The 17404-nt window shown below is 72.2% G+C and carries 13 protein-coding genes; 6 read left to right on the forward strand and 7 right to left on the reverse strand.

Annotation, left to right across the window (positions count from 1 at the left end; all coding sequences use genetic code 11):
* Nucleotides 1-267 carry a UBP-type zinc finger domain-containing protein gene (locus ACVDFE_RS31085; RefSeq protein WP_360400046.1) on the reverse strand — a complete coding sequence of 89 codons (267 nt, stop codon included), beginning with the start codon at nt 265-267 and terminating at the stop codon, nt 1-3.
* A gap of 56 nt (nt 268-323) precedes the next feature.
* On the opposite strand from ACVDFE_RS31085, the gene ACVDFE_RS31090 reads away from it, so the two are divergent.
* Both ACVDFE_RS31090 and ACVDFE_RS31095 read left to right on the forward strand, forming a co-directional pair.
* Nucleotides 324-1991, forward strand: coding sequence for an NAD(P)/FAD-dependent oxidoreductase (locus ACVDFE_RS31090; protein ID WP_360400049.1), 1668 nt, complete (start codon nt 324-326; stop codon nt 1989-1991).
* Nucleotides 1991-3403, forward strand: a complete 1413-nt coding sequence (locus ACVDFE_RS31095; protein ID WP_458432974.1) for an ATP-binding protein — start codon at nt 1991-1993, stop codon at nt 3401-3403. Before ACVDFE_RS31090 ends, ACVDFE_RS31095 begins: the two co-directional genes overlap by 1 nt.
* Here the strand turns inward: ACVDFE_RS31095 and ACVDFE_RS31100 are convergent.
* The 4 genes from ACVDFE_RS31100 to ACVDFE_RS31115 are packed head-to-tail and all read right to left on the reverse strand — an operon-like array spanning nt 3344 to nt 6720.
* Nucleotides 3344-4747 (reverse strand): glutamate decarboxylase, encoded by a 1404-nt coding sequence (locus ACVDFE_RS31100; protein ID WP_458432975.1) that lies wholly within the window; start codon nt 4745-4747, stop codon nt 3344-3346. The two genes, ACVDFE_RS31095 and ACVDFE_RS31100, sit on opposite strands and share 60 nt — an antisense overlap.
* Before the next feature lie 30 nt (nt 4748-4777).
* Nucleotides 4778-5758, reverse strand: coding sequence for an aldo/keto reductase (locus tag ACVDFE_RS31105; protein WP_458432976.1), 981 nt, complete (start codon nt 5756-5758; stop codon nt 4778-4780).
* Nucleotides 5755-6066, reverse strand: coding sequence for an L-rhamnose mutarotase (locus ACVDFE_RS31110; protein ID WP_458432977.1), 312 nt, complete (start codon nt 6064-6066; stop codon nt 5755-5757). Before ACVDFE_RS31110 ends, ACVDFE_RS31105 begins: the two co-directional genes overlap by 4 nt.
* Nucleotides 6067-6105: 39 nt before the next feature.
* Nucleotides 6106-6720, reverse strand: coding sequence for a sugar phosphate isomerase/epimerase family protein (locus tag ACVDFE_RS31115; protein WP_458432979.1), 615 nt, complete (start codon nt 6718-6720; stop codon nt 6106-6108).
* 32 nt (nt 6721-6752) lie between these two features.
* On the opposite strand from ACVDFE_RS31115, the gene ACVDFE_RS31120 reads away from it, so the two are divergent.
* Complete coding sequence (locus ACVDFE_RS31120; RefSeq protein WP_458432981.1) at nt 6753-6959, forward strand: hypothetical protein; 207 nt, start codon at nt 6753-6755, stop codon at nt 6957-6959.
* 54 nt (nt 6960-7013) lie between these two features.
* Here ACVDFE_RS31120 and ACVDFE_RS31125 read toward each other — a convergent pair whose 3' ends face one another.
* Nucleotides 7014-8345: a D-arabinono-1,4-lactone oxidase gene (locus ACVDFE_RS31125; RefSeq protein ID WP_458432983.1), complete on the reverse strand. Its 1332-nt coding sequence runs from the start codon at nt 8343-8345 to the stop codon at nt 7014-7016.
* A 2-nt stretch (nt 8346-8347) separates the two neighbouring features.
* A complete protein-coding gene (locus tag ACVDFE_RS31130) occupies nt 8348-9379 on the reverse strand; it encodes an NAD-dependent epimerase/dehydratase family protein (protein ID WP_458432985.1) in 1032 nt (343 codons plus the stop codon).
* Nucleotides 9380-9644: 265 nt separating this feature from the next.
* Between ACVDFE_RS31130 and ACVDFE_RS31135 the strand changes: the two genes are divergently transcribed.
* From ACVDFE_RS31135 to ACVDFE_RS31145, 3 genes are all read left to right on the forward strand, one after another.
* Nucleotides 9645-10196 carry an NUDIX domain-containing protein gene (locus ACVDFE_RS31135; protein WP_360400073.1) on the forward strand — a complete coding sequence of 184 codons (552 nt, stop codon included), beginning with the start codon at nt 9645-9647 and terminating at the stop codon, nt 10194-10196.
* A 53-nt stretch (nt 10197-10249) separates the two neighbouring features.
* Nucleotides 10250-16507 (forward strand): bifunctional acetaldehyde-CoA/alcohol dehydrogenase, encoded by a 6258-nt coding sequence (adhE, locus tag ACVDFE_RS31140; protein WP_458434424.1) that lies wholly within the window; start codon nt 10250-10252, stop codon nt 16505-16507.
* Between the two features lie 569 nt (nt 16508-17076).
* Entirely contained in the window at nt 17077-17352 is a 276-nt protein-coding gene (locus ACVDFE_RS31145; RefSeq protein ID WP_458432986.1) for a hypothetical protein, read from the forward strand.
* Nucleotides 17353-17404 lie beyond the last annotated feature (52 nt).

Below are 17404 nucleotides of genomic sequence, written 5' to 3' on the forward strand. Positions count from 1 at the left end.
TCACACGAGCGTGCTGTCCACGAAGCACCAGCGCCAGGCCTCGCCCGGCTCGAACGAGCGGATGATCGGGTGCCCCTCCTCGGCGAAGTGCTTCGAGGCGTGCTTGGCCGGCGAGGAGTCGCAGCAGGCGACCTTGCCGCAGCCCAGGCACAGGCGCAGGTGGACCCACCTGCCTCCGGTGGCCAGGCAGTCCTCGCAGCCCTCCGTCGTGCTGGGGGTGGGCTCCGGGCCCAGGTCGGCGACGTGTTCGCAGGTGGTGGTGGTCACGGCCCGACGGTACCTCCATTGCAGCTTTCAACAACTTCTGGTGTTTGACTGGGCGCATGACGACTGCCGGTCGCGTCGCGCGGCCTTCGATTCTCACGGTGGACGACGACCCGGCCGTGTCCCGGTCGGTGGCGCGCGACCTGCGGCGGAAGTACGGCGAGCAGTACCGCGTGGTGCGGGCGGAGTCCGGGCCGCAGGCGCTGGAGGCGCTGCACGAGATCAAGCTGCGCGGTGAGGAGGTCGCGGCGCTGCTGGCCGACCACCGGATGCCGCAGATGAGCGGCATCGAGTTCCTCGAACAGGCGATGGACGTGTTCCCGCAGGCACGGCGGGTGCTGCTGACCGCCTACGCCGACACCGACGCGGCGATCCAGGCGATCAACGTCGTGGACCTCGACCACTACCTGCTCAAGCCGTGGGACCCGCCGGAGCAGAACCTCTACCCGGTGCTCGACGAGCAGCTGCGGGCGTGGGCGGTGAGCGACCGGCAGCCGCCGCAGCGGGTGCGGGTGGTCGGGCACCGCTGGTCGCCGCGGTCCTACGAGGTGCGCGACTTCCTGGCGCGCAACAACGTCCCGTTCCGCTGGCACGCGCTCGACGAGCCGGAGGCGCGCTGCCTGCTGACCGCGGCGCACCAGGACGGGACGACGCTGCCGGTCGTGGTCACGGCTTCGGGCAAGGCACTGGTCGACCCGTCCGACGCGGAGCTCGCCGCCGAGGTGGGCCTGAGCACGCAGCCGTCGGCCGACTTCTACGACCTGATCGTCGTCGGCGGCGGTCCCGCGGGCCTCGGTGCCGCGGTGTACGGCGGGTCGGAGGGCCTGCGGACCGTCCTGGTGGAACGGATCGCGACCGGCGGCCAGGCCGGTACGAGCAGCCGCATCGAGAACTACCTGGGCTTCCCGGACGGCGTGTCCGGCGGGCAGCTGACCGAACGGGCCCGCAGGCAGGCGGTGAAGTTCGGCGTGGAGCTGCTCACCACCCGTGACGTCGTCGCGCTCGAACGCCGGGGTGCCGCGCGAGTCGTGCGGTTCGGCGACGGCACCGAGCTCTCCGCCCACACCGTCATCCTCGCCACGGGGGTGTCGTACCGGTTGCTGAACGCGCCCGGCCTCGGCGAGCTGACCGGCCGGGGCGTGTACTACGGCGCCTCGACGACCGAGGGCCCGAACTGCGCGGGCCAGGACGTGTACCTGGTCGGTGGCGCGAACTCAGCGGGCCAGGCGGCCGTCTACTTCTCCGGGCACGCGCGCAAGGTCGTGATCCTGGTGCGCGGCGACTCGCTGGAGCAGTCGATGTCGCGGTACCTGATCGACCAGCTCGACGCGATCGGGAACGTGGAGGTCCGCCCCCACACCGAGGTCTGCGGCGGCGCGGGTGAGGGCCACCTGGAGACGCTGACGCTGCTGAACAACAAGACCGGCGAGACGACGGCGGTCCCGGCGACTTGGCTGTTCGCGTTCATCGGCGCCGCCCCGCGCACGGACTGGCTGGACGGCACGCTGGAGCGCGACGAGCACGGCTTCCTGCTCGCCGGGCCCGACCTCGGCACCTCCCCGCCCGGCTGGGACCTGGAGCGGGCGCCGTACCACCTGGAGACGAGCCTGCCCGGCGTGTTCGTGGCGGGCGACGTCCGCGCGGAGTCGGTGAAGCGCGTCGCGTCCGCGGTCGGCGAGGGCGCCATGGCCGTCACGCTGGTCCACCGCTACCTGGAGAGGTCCTGATGCAGCGGCTCACCCCGGCGGAACTGCGCGAGCTGTTCCTGTTCGAGGAGCTCGACGAAGCGCAGCTGGACTGGCTGGCCGCCCACGGTCACGTCGAGACCCGCGCGGCGGGCACCCCCGTGCTCACCGAGGGCGAGCCGGCGACGTGCTTCTTCGTGCTGCTGGGAGGAACCGTCGCGCTGTGCCGCACCATCGGCGGCCAGCGCATCGAGGTGAGCCGCAGCGACCTGCGCGGTTCGTACTTCGGCGCCACCCAGGCCTACCTGGAGCTCGACCAGCCCACCTACCAGATGACCGTCGAGTCGATCACGGCCACGTCGATGCTGCAGTTCGACGCCGACGAGTTCGGCCCGATGGTCCGCACGTGGTTCCCGATGGCCATGCACCTGCTGGAGGGCCTGTTCTGGGGCATGCGCAACACCCAGGCGACGGTGGGCCAGCACGAACGCCTCACCGCGCTCGGCGCGTTGTCCGCAGGCCTGACCCACGAGCTGAACAACCCGGCCGCGGCCGCCGTGCGTGCCACCGCGGCCCTGCGCGAACGCGTCGCGGGCATGCGCCACGAACTGGCCCTGCTCGCCCAGGGCGCGCTCGACCCGTCCGAACTGCCGGCGTTGGTGAAGCTGCAGGAGAAGGCGGTCGAACGGGTCGCCAAGGCACCGAAGCTCAGCCCGCTGGAGACCAGCGACGCCGAGGACGAGGTCTCCGACTGGCTCGACGACCACGGCGTCAGCGGCGGCTGGGACGTGGCACCGGTCCTGGTCGCGGGCGGCCTGGACGTCGAGTGGCTGGAGACCTCGCTGCTGCCGTGCCCGGCGGCCGTCACCGGTTCGGCCGTGCACTGGCTGCGGTACACGGTCGAGACCGAGATGCTGATGAACGAGATCGAGGACGCCACCACGCGGGTGTCCACCCTGGTCGCCGCCGCGAAGCAGTACTCGCAGATGGACCGCGCACCGTTCCAGGTGGTCGACGTGCACGAGCTGCTCGACTCCACCCTGGTCATGTTCGGCGGCAAGTTCGGCGACGTGCGGGTGGTCGAGGACTACGACCGGACGCTCCCCTCCGTCCCCGCCTACGCCGGCGAGCTGAACCAGGTGTGGACGAACATGATCGACAACGCGCTGAGCGCAATGGGCGGGTCGGGCACGCTGACCTTGCGGACGTTCCGGCGGGACCGGCACCTCGTGGTGGAGATCGGTGACACCGGCCCCGGCATCCCGGCGGCGGTGCGGAGCCGGATCTTCGAGCCGTTCTTCACCACCAAACCGGTCGGTGAGGGCACCGGGCTCGGGCTGGAGATCTCCTGGCGGATCGTGGTGAACAAGCACCACGGCGACATCCGGGTGGAGTCACAGCCGGGCGACACGCGGTTCCAGGTCCTCCTCCCGCTGGAAGCCGTAGGCGCCTGACCCTCCCGCGGCCGTCAAGGTGATCTCCGCGCTCCGCGGCACCACGTCGTTGCCCCGCTGGACGGGCAGTACCGCATCGGCGCGCAGCGCGGTGACCGCGTCGGCGATGTCGTCCGCGAGCCGGCGGGCGAGCACGTCGGAGAGGTCGTTGCGGCAGACGATCCGCGCGACCGTGACGTCCGCCTGGTCGGCCGGGAGTGCGTAGGTGGGCACGAGCCAGCCGCGCCGGCGGAGGCGGTCGGCGAGGTCGGTGACGCTGAAACCGGCGTCGTGGTGGGTGGTGAACGCGACCAGGGGCAGGTGGTCCGTGCGGGAGACCACCCGCAGCTCGGGGAACTGGCCGAGGTGCGCGGTCAGCGCCAGTGCGAGGTCGCGGCAGCGCCGCATGACGGCCCGGTAGCCCTCCGCCCCCAGGCGGAGGAACTGGTAGTACTGCGCGATGACCGGTGCGACGGGCCGGGTGAACGACAGCGTCTGGGTGGACATGCGGCCACCGGTGTAGTCGGTCGAGAACCCGATCTCGGCGGGCACCACGCTCGGGTCGCGCCACACGATCCACCCCAGCCCCGGAGCGACGAGGCCGTACTTGTGCCCGGACGTGTTGATCGAGCTCACCCTGGGCAGCCGGAAGTCCCACACCAGCGCGGGGTCGAGGAACGGTGCCACCATCCCGCCGGAGGCCGCGTCGACGTGCACCGGCACGTCCACGCCGTCGCGGGCGCACCGCCGGTCCAGCGCGGCGCACACCTCCTGCACCGGTTCGTAGAAGCCGTCGTAGGTGGTGCCGAGCACGGTCACCACGCCGATGGTGTCGCTGTCGCACAGGTCGGCCGCGGTCTGCGGGTCGATGCCCGAACCGCCTTCCCGCACCGGGACCTGCCTCGCCTCGACGTCCCAGTAGGCGCAGAACTTCGCCCAGCACACGTGCACGGCGGTGCTCATGACCAGGTTGGGCCGCCTGCCGGAGCCACCGGCGCGGGAGCGCCACCGCATCAGCATCGCGAGCCCGCCGAGCATGCAGGCCTCGCTGGAACCGCCGGTCGACGTGCCGACCGCGCTGTCCGGGTCGGCGGCGTGCCACAGGTCGGCGAGCGCCGCGACGCACCGCTGCGCCAGGTCGGCCGTGTGCAACGGCTGCACGCCGTCGACGGTGTTGTGGTAGAGGAAGTCGGCCATCAGCCGTTCGGCCTCCGGCTCCATCCCGGTGGTGATGAACGTCGCCAGGTTCTGCTGTGGCCGCACGTCCGGGCGCAGCTCGTCCTGCACCGCCTGGTACGCCGTGCCCGCCGCCGTCGGCTCCTGCGGCAGCCGCCAGCCGGTGGAACTTCTCTGCAGCTCAAACATCACACACCTCAACTGGAGATCGGAGGAACATCAGCCGGCCGCCTTCTCGAAGCTCTTCGGCAGCGGTACGGGAACGGTCGGGGAGAGCAGGTTCTCGGCGCGCAGGTCGGACCAGACGCCGGCGGGCACCTCGCCGGCGGCCATCGCGACGTTCTCGGTGACCTCGGCCGCCGACCGGGCACCGACCACGACCGCCCGCACCGCCGGGTGCCCGAACGGGAAGTGCAGCGCCGCCCGCGGGAGCGGGACGCCGTGCCGGCGGCAGACTCCGGCGATCCTGCGGGCGCGCTCGACCAGCGCGGGCGGTGCCGTCGTGTAGTCGTGCGTGGCGTCGGCAGGGACCTCGTGGCGGGCCAGCAACCCGGAGTTGAAGACACCGGCTGCCACGACGGAGACGTCCCGTTCCGCGCACAGCGACAGGAAGTCCAGGGTCGCGGCGTGTTCGAGCACCGTGTACCGGCCGGCCAGCATGACGTGGTCCAGGGGATGCGCCAGCACGAACGGCTCCGCCACCTCCCACCGGTTCACGCCCACGCCGATCCCGCGGACCACGCCCTGGGCCTTCAGCTCCGCCAGGGCCGGCAACGCCTCGCGCAGGACCTGCTCGGCGTGGTCGTCCGGGTCGTGGACGTAGACGAGGTCGACCCGGTCCAGGCCGAGCCGCGTCAGCGAGGCCTCCAGCGAGCGGCGCACCCCGTCCGCGCTGAAGTCCCACACCCGGCGGTGGGTCGCGGGCACCGCGAAGCCCTCGGCCAGGTCGTCACCGCCGCTGTCACGGGGTTCCAGCAGCCTGCCGACCTTGGTGGAGATGACGAACTCCGACCGGGGCCGGTCCGCGAGCGCTGCCCCGAGCCGCCGTTCCGACAGGCCGAGGCCGTAGTGCGGGGCGGTGTCGAAGTACCGGACACCGGCCTGCCACGCGGCGTCGACGGTGGCGCGGGCGTCCACATCGGACACGGGGCGGTACAGGTTCCCCAGTGCGGACCCGCCGAGGCCGAGGCCGTGGATCACGGCAGCTCCCACACGAACTTCGCGGTCGAACTGCCCGAGTCGTAGTCGAGCGGGGCGTCGAGGAACTCGTCCATCCTCTTCTGCCACGGGATGTCCGCCGGGTGCCCGTGCATCTTCTCCATCATGGCCGCGTAGTCGTCCACCTCGACGACGTGGAACAGGTCGAGACCGCTGCGCCAGATCCGCCACGACCGCACCCCCGCCGCGCGCAGCGCAGCGTCGAGGTCGTCGGGAATCCGGGCGTGCGCGGCCTCGTAGGCGGCTTCCTTTCCCGGCTTGAGCCTGGTGTGCAGGGCGACTGTCTCCATGGTGCCGGTACCTTCCGATCGGGTTGCCGGGGACGCGGGTCAGGGTGCCGGGGTGGACGCGGCGCGTTCGGCGAGCTTTCGCTCCACCAGCGGTTTGAGGAACGCGAGCCCTGCCCGCGCGTCGTGGTCGGGGTCGATCCCGCGGCGGTGGAACCCCGTCTCGGCCGTGAGGTAGCCGTCGAAACCCGTGTCGAGCAGGGCGTCGACCAGGCCCTCCCAGTCCTCGTCCCCGGAACCGGCCGGCAACCGCGTCTGCGTTCCCCTGGTGTCGGCGATGTGGATCTGGTGCAGGTCGGCGCCCATCAGGTGGACCTGGTCGGTGAGCGACTCCCGCCGGTAGCGGACGTGGCTGCAGTCGAACATCACCTTGACGTTCGGCCGTGCGATGTCCTCCATCAGCTCCATGGCGTCCTCGCCGCTCTCGCACAGGTTCGAGTTCTCCGCGAGCGGCTCGACCACCACCGTGAGGCCGTACTGCGCCGCGTCGTCGGCGACCAGGGCCAGGCATTCGCGCGACCACGCCCAGGCTTGCCGCCGCCGGGTGCCGAACACGACCCAGCCGGGCAGGTAGACCACCGCTCCGGCGCCCCACTCGGCGCACAGCTCGTTGATCGCGCGGTAGTGCTCCACGGTCGCTTCGCGTTCCTCGGCCATCGGAGAAGCTCGGGTTGTAGCCGGGTCCCCCGGTGGGCGCCGGACCGATGCCGGAGACCTCCACGCCGTGGTCGTCGAGCAGGCTGCGCACCTCGCGCCGCCTGGCCGGGCTCAGGTACGGCGGAAAGGCGTGCGGTGCGGCGGCACCGATCTCGATGCCGTCGAAGCCGATGCGCGCCAAGCGCTTGACGGTCTCGTCCAACGTGTACGCGGGGACCCAGCTGCCGAAGCTGGAGTAGGACCAGGTGTGGTAGCCGAACTTGATCGCCATGAGCTTCCGCCTCTCGAAGGGGTCAGCGTTCGAAGAGCTCTCGGAGGTGCCCTCCGAGGAAGACGCCGTCCGGGTCCCAGGCCCTGCGCAGCTCCTGGAACCGGTCCCACTCCGGGTAGCGCGCGGCCAGCTCCCCGCCCGTGCGGAAGTGGACCTTGGCCCAGTGCGGGCGGCCGTCGAAGTCCCACAGCACCGAGTCCACGGCGCGCAGCGGTGCGACCCACCCCTCGGGGTCCCGTGCTGTCACGGGGTGCGTCACGCCGATGTGGCAGGTGGTGGCCTGCCTGCTCGGGCTGAGCCAGGCGGTGTCCGCGGCGGTGAAGCGGATGTCCACGGGTGCGCAGACGCGCAACCTGCCTCGGCGCACCTCCCCGGCCAGGGCGCGGACGGCGTCGGCCGCCCGGTCGAACGGGACGCTGTACTCGGTGCCCTGCACGGGTGGCGGCAGGTGGTGCAGGAGCGCGTCGTCGCACCGCATGACCTGCGCACCGCCCCGGCCGGCGGCCACAGCGGCCGCGTAGTGCGCGGCACCCGCGACCCGCGACGACCAGGAGTTGTTGCACAGGGCCGAAAGCAGGGCACCGGGCGGTCCCGGCGGCTGGGTCGGTGGCTCGTCCGTCGGCGCCGCCTCCCAGACGATCGCCTGGGAGGTGTGCGGGTACCACCAGAAGCCGCCGAAGTGGACTCCGCGGAACTCGTCGAGGTTCGCCAGCACCTCCGCCAGCGGCCTGCGCCGGACCACCTTGCGCAGCCGGTGGCCGGGCACGACGGTGAAGGTGAGGTCCAGGACCACGCCGAGGCACCCCAGGTGCACGCGGACGCCGTCGAGCTCCGGGTCGTCCCGCGTGATCGTGCGCACCCGGCCGTCCGCGGTGAGGATCCGCGCCGCCACGACGTGGCTGGAGAGCGTGCCGAGCCGGGGACTGCTCCCGTGCGTGGCCGTGGCCACCACGCCGGCGACGGTCTGCTCGTCGATCGCGCTCTGGTTCGGCAACGCGAAGCCCGCCGCGGCGAGCTCCCGGTTCAGCTCGCGCATCGTCGTGCCCGCCCTCACCGTGACCGTCATGGCCGCCGGGTCGACGGCGACGACACCGCGGTGGTGGCGCAGGTCGACCAGCGTCCGGCCGGTCGGTGCGACGAGGTTCGCGTAGGAGTGCCCGGAGCCCACCACGCTGATGCCGCGTGCGCGTGCGGTGTCGTCGAGCACGATGTCGCGCAGCTGGTCCGCGGTGTCCGGAGCGAGGAGGCGGTCCGCGATGCCGCGGACCGCCCCGCTCCAGTTGGACCACGCCGTGCGCCGGTGTTCCCCGGTGGTGATCTCCGGTCCTGGTGTCACCCGCGGTGCGTCGGTCATCTCTACCTCGTGGTCAGCCGCTCGGCGAACTCGGCCGTCGTCATCCGCTCGGCCTGGCGCGACTCGAAGTACCACTCGGTGAGCCGCTTGAGGCCGGTGTGGAACGGCACCTCGGGCGCCCAGCCGAGCCGCTCGAACGCCATGGCGGCGGACGCGACCCGGTTGTAGGGGCCGGTCGGCTTGTCGGGCAGCGGCTTGATCTCCGTGCCGGCCTGGCCGGTGAACTCCAGGATCATCCTGGCGGCTTCCTTGACCTGGATCGGCTCCTCGGTGCCGAGGTTGATCGCGCTGCCGTCGTGGACGCGCTCCCCGGCGAGCACCAGGCCGCGCACGATGTCCGTGACGTAGGTCCAGTTGCGGATCTGCGTCCCGTCACCCCAGACCTCGAAGGGCTTCTGCTGGATGAACGCCCGGCCCACCATGGCGGTCAGGGCGTGGCTCTCCGGGCAGCGCTCCCCGTAGACCGTGAACAGGCGGCACGACACCGACGGGAACCCGAGCTCGGCGTGGAGCGCGGCGAGCCGCTGCTCGGTCATCAGCTTGGCCCAGCCGTAGATCCCGTCCGCGTGGAACGGCGGCCCCACCTGCGGTTCCGAGAGCCGGACCTCCTCGTTCACGTCGGCCTGCAGGTCGACCGGGTAGACGCAGCCGGAGGAGGCGAAGACGAAGTTCTCCACGCCCGCGTCGACCGCCGCCTGCGAGACCACGCCGTCCAGGACGAAGTTGCGCGAGCACGCGGCCTGGTGCAGCTCGATGAACCCCCGTCCCCCGTGGATCGCGGCGAGGTGGAAGACGACGTCGATGCCGCGCATCACCTCGGCGGCGAGCCGCGGGTCGCAGAGGTCGCCCTCCACGAACTCCCAGGCGGACTCCGGAACGTCGCTGAGGTTCTCCAGACGTCCCGAGCTGAGGTCGTCGGCGACGCGCACCCTGGCACCGGCACCGACGAGGTGCTCCACCAGGTGCGATCCGATGAACGAGCAGCCACCGGTGACCAGCACTCTTTTGCCGCGCCAGAATTCCTGCTGGGTCATGAGGAGATTCCATTCGTGAGATCGGGGTGACGGGTATTTCTGCGCAGCTGCCGGTGGGAGTTCTCGCCCGGCAGCCGGCCGTCGGCTGAAGGGAGTGTGTGACAGCCGGCATCGATCATCCAGAGCCCGTTCCAGTGTTCGGGACGGAATTCCGACCAGGCCCGGCGGAGCGGAGTTCGTCCCACCGAACGGGACGGGAGGTGGTCCGGTGCGCAACAGGTCCATACCTTCCAGCGCGAACGCGATCACCGGAAGGCGGAGGACGATGCCTGGACCGCTCAACCCCGTGCAGTCGGACGCACTGCCCGCGGCACCCGTGCTCGACTGGCGCGACGGCCCCGGCACCGGAGGCCACGCCTGGGTGCCCGAGGAGCTCTACCGCGAGATCCTGGAACGGATGCCCGTCGTCTGCGTCGACACGCTCGTCGTCCGCGCCGGCGAGGCGCTGCTCACCCGGCGCAGCCAGGAACCCCAGGCGGGCTCCCTGTGGTTGCAGGGCGGGCGCATGCGCAAGGGCGAGCAGCTCGCCGAGGCCGCGGTGCGCACGGCCGAGCAGGAGTCAGGGCTGAGCGTGACCCTGTGCGGTGTGCTGGGGACGTTCTCCACCGTCTTCGAGGCCTCTGCGCACGGCGACTCCCCCACCCACACCGTCAACGTCACCTTCCTCGCCCTGGCCGAGCACGACGCCCGGCCGCGGGTCGACAGCACGCACGACGCCTTCGTCTGGTGGCCGCTGACGGAGCCCACCGGGAACGCCTACCTCGACCAGCTCCTCGCGCTGGCGGCGGAGCAGCTGGGCGTCGCCGGGCGGAGCTGAATTCACCCGGTGTCGCAATTCTGTGAATGTGCGCGGCATTCCGGTATTCGGCAATGGCGATTTCCTCGGACGACCCAACGGTTGGAACGCGGGCTTCTGGCATTGCCGCGACGTCATTAGCTTGGACTTCAATCCCTGCTCTGCCCGATGACGGGCGCGTCGAAACGGAGTCCTCGGTGTTCGCAGTGCATGTCCTTCCTGATGATCTCGGCCGATTCGCTGGATCGAGCGGCGATCTCAACCCGTTGCACCTGGACGCGGACTACGCGTCCAGGAGCGGGTTCGGCGCGGAGGTGGCGCAGGGCGCGCTCACCGTCCTCCACGCGGTGGCGGGCCTGCCCCCGCAGGACGCTGCGGCGGTGCGGCGGGTCCGGGCGCGCTTCCACGCCGCGGTCTACCCGGCGCAGTCGTACTCCCTGGACGTGGCGCGCACCGGGAACGGGGGTGTGCGGCTGGAGGTGTCGGACGGCGGGCAGCCGGTCGCGACCGTGGACGTCGAACTGGGCGGCACGGTCGGCGCCGGGGTCGGCGCGGTGCGCGTGGGATCGGGAGAACGCAGGCAGCAGGCCGCTGACCGGGTCCCGGCGGAGCTCCGGGTGGGACAGCGCATCCCGGTGTCCTACCGCAGCGATCCCGGTGACTTCACGAGCCTGCTCGACCGCATCGGCAGCGGTGTGCGGGAAGAGGTCGCGCGACTGCTCGGCTGGGCGAGCTACCTGGCGGGCATGGAGGTCCCCGGCCGGCAGTCGCTCATCTCCTCGCTGACCGTCGAGCTCGACCCGGCCGCGACCGGCGACGGCTCGATCCACGTCACGGCCGTGGACGAACGCCGTGACATGGTGCGGTTCGGCGGTGCCCTGCCCGGTCTGGGGCGCGTCGAGCTGGCCGTCGTCGCCAGGGCCGTTCCGGCCGAACCGGACGCGCACGTCCTCGCCGCCGCCCTCGCCGGCCAGGACGTCGAGCTGGAGGGCAAGGTCGCCGTGGTCACCGGTGGCAGCCGCGGCTTCGGTGCCGCGTTCGCCGCCGCACTGGCCCTGCGCGGTGCGCACGTGTACGTCACCCACCGCCGGGACCCCGGTTTCCCGCCGGAGCTGCTGGCCGGTCTGGGAACGGCCGCCGAGCGCGTGCACGCGGTGCGTTCCGACGCGGCCGACCCCGCCGGGTGCGCACGGCTGCGCGACCACGTGCTCGCCCGGGAGGGCAGGCTGGACCTGGTGGTGCTCAACGCGTTCCCGAGCTTCCAGCCGCTGTTGCCGGGACCGGACACCGCCGAGCGCGCCGCCGAGTACGTCGCCACGGCCGTCACCGCGGTGTCCACACCGCTGTCCGCTCTGGCCGAGCCGCTGTCGGCGGCCGGTGGTCAGGTCGTGCTCGTGTCCAGTGACGTGGTCGCCGGTGCCGCGCGGACCTGGCAGCACTACGTGGACGCCAAGCTCCGCTGCGAAGAGCTGCTGCGCACGACCATCAGCGGGCACCCCAGCCTCGGCGGGCTCGTCCTGCGGCCCCCGAGGATGGACACCGGGTTCTCGCCGACCGTTCGCGGGGTCGTCGACGGGCTCGCCGTCGAAGCGGTCGCCGCGGCCGCTGTGGGTGGGCTCGGTCAGGTGAGCGCCGGCCGGGTCGAGGTGCTGGAGTCCTTCGCACCCGCAGGCGCACCTGCGGCCCCTGGTGTGCCGCCGACGGCGAACGCCGCCGCACCCCCGCCCGAGTCGACGACGGACCCCGCGGCGGACGGTGCCGTGCTCGCCGTCGCCGCGACCTTCACCACCGACCCGCTGGCGGCGCCCCTCACCGCGTGGTGCCGCGACCTCGGTCTCGGCCTGCGCCCGGTGCTCGCGCCGTTCGGCCAGGTGTTCCAGGAGCTGCTCGACCCCGCCGGCACCCTCGGGTCCGCGCGGTCGGGATGTGCGGTGGTGCTGGTGCGCTTCGACGACTGGCCGGCCGAGGAGACCGAGCGCACCCTGGGCGAGCTCGCGGAGGCCGTGCGGTCGTTCGCCGCCCGGGCCCGCGTCCCGCTGCTGCTCCGCGTCTGCCCCAGCCCGTCGGTCACCGGCGCGGACCCGCGCCAGCACCGGCTCTTCGCCGACCTGGGCGACACCTCCGGGGTGCACCTGCTCGGCGCCGAGGACTGGCACGGTGGCACCGATCCCGGTGACGTGCACGACGAGGCCCGCTACCGCATGGCGCACCTCGCCTACACGCCGGCGGGGTACGACGCCCTGGCCACGGGGATCGCCCGCTCGGTGCACGCCCTGCTCGCCCGGCCGTTCAAGGTGCTCGTCCTCGACTGCGACAACACCCTGTGGGCTGGTGTGGCCGGCGAGGACGGCCCGGAAGGGGTCCGGCTCACCGGCGGTCACCGCCACGTGCAGGAGTGGGCCGTCGCCCTGCGCGAGCAGGGGGTGCTGCTCGCCCTCGCCAGCAAGAACGACCCGGAGACCGTGGACGCGGTCTTCCGCGCCCGCCCCGAGTTCCCGTTGCGGTCCGACCACGTCGCCGCGCGGGCGATCGGGTGGGACCCCAAGCCCGTCGGCCTGGCGCGGCTGGCCGCGGAGCTGAACCTCGGCCTCGACAGCTTCGTCTTCCTCGACGACAACCCGGTGGAGGTCGCTCAGGTCCGTGCCGCGTGCCCCGGCGTGCTGGCGCTCACCGTGCCCGCCGACGAGGAGGAGATCAAGCCGTTCCTGGACCGGGTGTGGGCCTTCGACCGCCTGGTGGTGACGGAGGAGGACCGCGGTCGCGCGGCCGCCTACGACGCCAACCGGGACCGCGGTGAGCTGCGCCGGTCCTCGCTGACCTTCGCCGACTTCATCGCGGGCCTCGACCTGGTCGTGGACATCACGCCCGCGGCGGAGGCGGACCTGCGCCGGGTCGCGCAGATGACCCAGCGCACCAACCAGTTCAACTTCAGCACCGTGCGCAGGCAGGAGAACGAGCTGCGCGCCCTGCTGGCGGAACCGGGCGTGCGCTGCCAGGTGGTGCGCGCCACCGACCGCTTCGGCGACCACGGCGTCGTGGGCGCGGTGATCAGCCGGCAGGACACCGACGAGCTGGTCGTGGACACGTTCCTGCTCAGCTGCCGGGTGCTCGGCAGGGGCGTGGAGCACCAGGTCCTGGCGTCGCTCGGCTCGGGCACGGCCGTGAAGATCCGCCTGCCCTACGTGCCCACGGCCAAGAACGAGCCCGCCCGGCGCTTCCTCGACGGCGTCGCCGACGGGGCACCGACGGCCGGGGGCACCGACTACCTGCTGACGGCGGAGCAGGCCGCCGGGGTCCGCTTCGACCCGGAGTCGGCCGTCCTGGCGGACGACGCCCCCGCGGCCACCGCGGTCGCGGTGGTCGACGCGGGACCGCGGCTGAGCACGCTCGCCGCACTGGCCGAGAACCCGGCAGGCGCCCGTGAACCCGGCGAGGTCGCGGGTGTCGAGCAGCACGACGCCCTTGCACTCGTGATCGACGCGCTGACCGACGTGCTCGCACTGCCTCGGGGAGCGGTGACGGCGGACAGCGCGCTGGCCGGTCTCGGTGCCTCGTCGCTCGCCCTGGTCGAGGCCGCGGTCGCGTTGCAGGCGCACTTCGGTGCCCTGGAGCTGGAGGTGTTCTACGAGCACCGCACCGTCGGCGACCTCGCCGCCTCCCTCGGCCCGGTCGTCCACCGGCCGCAGTCGTCCGCCGCCGCTCCGGCGGAGGACGTGGAGCCCCTCGTGGACGGCCTGGTCCGCGGTGCGCAGCAGGCGCTGGAGGCGTTCCACGCGCTCGGACAGGAGCAGGTCGACCACATCGTGGCGAAGGCGGCGCGTGCCGCCGCCGCGAGCCACCTGGACCTCGCCGTGCTGGCGGTCGCCGAGACGGAGCGCGGCGTCGTCGAGGACAAGGCGGTGAAGAACCTCTTCGCCGCGGAGCACGTCACCAACAGCATGACCGGCATGCGCACCGCGGGAGAGGTCCGCCGCGACGAGCTCACCGGCTTGGTGGAGATCGCCGAACCCGTCGGTGTGGTGTGTGCGATCACGCCCGTCACGAACCCGACCTCGACCGTCGTGTTCAAGGCCCTGATCGCGCTCAAGACCAGGAACCCGATCATCTTCGCCTTCCACCACCTGGCGCCCCGCTGCGGTGCCGAGGCGGCCCGCATCGTGCGCGACGCCGCCGTCGCGGCCGGTGCGCCCGCGCACTGCGTGCAGTGGGTGGAGACGCCCAGGCGTGCGGTCACGCAGGCGCTGATGAACCACGACGGCGTCTCGCTCGTGCTGGCCACCGGCGGCAACGACGTCGTGCGCGCCGCGCACTCGGCCGGCAAGCCGGCGATCGGCGTGGGAGCGGGCAACGTGCCCGCGTTCATCGCCGCCGACGCCGACCTGGCCCGCGCCGCGCACGACGTCGTCCTGTCGAAGAGCTTCGACAACGGCATGACGTGCGCAGCCGAGCAGACGCTGCTGATCGACACCGGGGTGTGGGACCAGGCTGTGGACAGCCTGCGGACCCGGCTCGCGCACGTGCTGACCGCGCAGGAGAAGCGCGCGCTGGAGGACTTCCTGTTCGGCCCGGACGCGCGCAGGGAGGGCAAGGTGTCCGTCAACCCGGCCGCCTCCGGCCGTTCGGCGCACTGGATCGCCGGCCGCGCCGGGTTCAGCGTCCCCGAGCACACCACGCTCCTGCTCGCCGAGGTCGGTGACATCGGCCCGGACGAACCGCTGACCAGGGAGAAGCCGTGCCCGGTGGTCGCGCTGCTGCGCGTGGCAGGAGCCGAGGAGGGCATCCGGCGGGCCGCTGAGGTCGTCGAGTTCCACGGCAGGGGCCACACGGCGGTCGTGCACACCGCCGACGAGCGGCTGGCTGAGCGGTTCGGCAAGGGCGTCAAGGCCGTGCGGGTGGTGTGGAACTCACCGGCGGCGCAGGGCGGCATCGGTGACCTCTACAACGCGTTCCTGCCGTCGATGACCCTCGGCTGCGGCAGCTACGGCGGCAACTCGGTCTCCGGCAACGTGACCGCGGCGAACCTGCTCAACATCCGCCGCATCGCCCGCCGCAACAACAACATCCAGTGGTTCAAGGTGCCGCCGAAGATCTACTTCGAGCCGAACTCGATCCGCTACCTCGGCGAGATGACCGGGGTGCACCGGGTGAGCATCGTGACCGGTCGCACGGTGGCCAAGCTCGGCTACGCGGACAAGGTGCGGTCCGTGCTGGCCGGCCGCTCCGAGCCCGTGGCCGTCCAGCTGATCGACTTCGTCGAGCCGGAACCGTCGCTGCAGACCGTGCAGCGCGGTGCGGAGATGATGCGCGAGTTCCAGCCGGACACCATCGTGGCCATCGGTGGCGGGTCCTCTTTGGACGCCGGGAAGCTCATGTGGCTGTGGTACGAGCACCCCGAGGTCGACTTCGCCGAGGCGAGGGGCCGGTTCGCCGACATCCGCAAGCGCCTCTACCGCTTCCCCGAACCGGAGCGCGCCAAGCTCGTGTGCGTGCCGACGACGTCGGGCAGCGGTTCGGAGGTCACCCCGTTCGCGGTGGTCACCGACCGGGAGACGGGCCGCAAGTACCCGCTGGCTGACTACGCGCTGACCCCGAGCGTGGCCATCGTCGACCCGGTGCTCGTGCGCTCGCTGCCCGCCGGGCTCGCGGCGGACTCCGGGTTCGACGCGCTCACCCACGCGACCGAGGCGTACGTCTCCGTCTACAGCAACGACTTCACCGACGGGCTGTGCCTGCAGGCGATCAAGCTGATCTTCGAGAACCTCGAGGACTCCGTGCTGCTCGGAGCGGAGAAGGCACAGGAGGCCATGCACAACGCGGCCACCATCGCCGGCATGGCCTTCGGCAGCGCGTTCCTGGGCATCGTCCACGCCATGTCGCACACGCTCGGCGCGACCTTCGGCCTGGCGCACGGCCGGACCAACGCGCTGTTGCTGCCGCACGTGATCCGCTACAACGGCCAGCCCCCCGCGAAGCTCACCGGCTGGCCCAAGTACGAGAACTACCAGGCACCGCAACGCTTCCAGCACATCGCCCGCACCCTGGGACTGCCCGCGGCCACGCCGGAGGAGGGAGTGCGCTCCTACGCCGCCGCGATCGAACGGCTGCGCTCGGCCGTCGGGCTGCCCGCCTCGTTCGCGGAGGCGGGGGTGCCCGAGGCGGCGTTCCTGAGCTCGCTGCCGCAGCAGGCCCTCAACGCGTTCGACGACCAGTGTGCTCCGGCCAACCCCAGGCAGCCGGTCCTGGCCGACATGGAGGAGCTGATGCGCACCGCCTACGCCAACGGGGCGGTGGACCTGGAAGACGTGCGCGCCGCGGCCCACAGCGGTCGCTGATCCGGTCCCGGTGGGTCCGCCCCGCGCGGACCCACCGGGATTGTGGCGTTTCGAGACGTGACTCTCCGGGTCACGTCTCGTTTGGGGTGCCCGGGACGTGATCGCGGAGGCAGACCCCGGGGGCCAGGCGGGCAGTGCGCAATCGGGCGCACTCCTGCCCGCCGTGCCGAAGTCGCGCGGCGAACTCGCCTTCCGCACGCGGTGCCCCGGCGCGCCCGGCACCGCTCCCGCGGTGCCGACGGCCGTCACCGCGGAGACCGCCAGGGGGCATGGCGACCGGTCCGCTGTGGAGTCCGGGCTCCCCCGGCTTGCCGAGCAACGTCGTCGCTGGTCACGGCCTTGATGCGCAGTCAAACGCACACTTCCGGCCATTCCACCCGCGCGGGCTCACCGGCTGCGCTGAACCACCGCGCGACCGGATGGTGTGGACACGCCCGACGACACCTCGCGCACAAGCGTTCCGGCACCGCACGCGCACCGCCGGAGCCCGGTGACCACGGCCTGTTCGCCGCCGATGTGGACGCGACGGCGACTGGCGCGGCTGTCGTACTGTTCGCCTCGAAGCGCTGGTGGACGTCGAGGCAGCCGGAGGCAACGTGCTCAAGGAACCCGAGGGCCTGCTGTGGCCGGTGGCACCCGCATCCACCCCGCGGGCCGAGCCGGGCGGGATGGACGGCGGCCTGGTCGCGCACTCGCACTGGCAGCGGCTCGACCACGCGCTGAGCAGGGTCACCAGCGGGTTGACGGCGACTGGCCCCTGCCGCAAACTCCCGTCCAATTCGAATTTGCACGCGGTCATGGCCGAGGGGTTCACCCGGCGCGACAGGGCGGCGCAGCAGGCCTGAGCCAGGCCGCGGCGTCGCTGGTGCTCACCAACCGGACCGACTCACGACGGAG

The sequence above is a fragment of the Lentzea chajnantorensis genome (assembly GCF_054300775.1).